Below are 575 nucleotides of genomic sequence, written 5' to 3' on the forward strand. Positions count from 1 at the left end.
GGCTGTAGCCCTTGGCCGTGGCATGGATCGGAGCGAAGCCCGCGATCGACATCGACAGGCCGCCGACCGCCAGCATGCCGGCGACGCCGACCGGCGAAATCCGCCAGGCCCGGCGCAGCGCCACTGAAGCCGCCTGCGGCGCCGGCGGCTGGGCCAGCCGCGTCATCCCCACGGGAAGGATCGACAGCGCCGTGAAGACGATACCGATCAGCGGCGCATCCGCCGTCCTGATATCGACCAGCGCCAGCGTCGCATAGCCGACGCCGAGCCCGGCGACATAGGCAACGTAGAAAAACGCCATCACCCGGCCGCGAATGGCATTGGCAACGGCATCGTTGAGCCAGCTCTGCGCAACGATGAACAGGCCGCATATGGCAAAGCCGTAGAGTGCGCGGGCGGCGATCCACAGCAGCGGATGGACCCCGGCGCCGACAGCGGCATTGGCCAGCGCGATCAGCGCCGACAGCACCATGAAGGCGCGGGCATGGCCAACCCTTCGCACCAGCGGTCCGGTCAGAATGCAGCCGGCGAGGCCGCCAGCCGAAAGTCCGGTGATGATCAGCCCGGCCCAGGTC

At 68.9% G+C, this 575-nt stretch carries 1 protein-coding gene; it reads right to left on the reverse strand.

Annotation, left to right across the window (positions count from 1 at the left end; all coding sequences use genetic code 11):
* On the reverse strand, positions 1-575 hold a 575-nt coding region (locus tag EN935_RS39420; RefSeq protein ID WP_164771902.1), incomplete at both ends, for an MFS transporter.

Origin of the sequence: Mesorhizobium sp. M7D.F.Ca.US.004.03.1.1 (assembly GCF_003998635.1) — a bacterium.
GTDB classification, from domain to species: domain Bacteria; phylum Pseudomonadota; class Alphaproteobacteria; order Rhizobiales; family Rhizobiaceae; genus Mesorhizobium; species Mesorhizobium loti.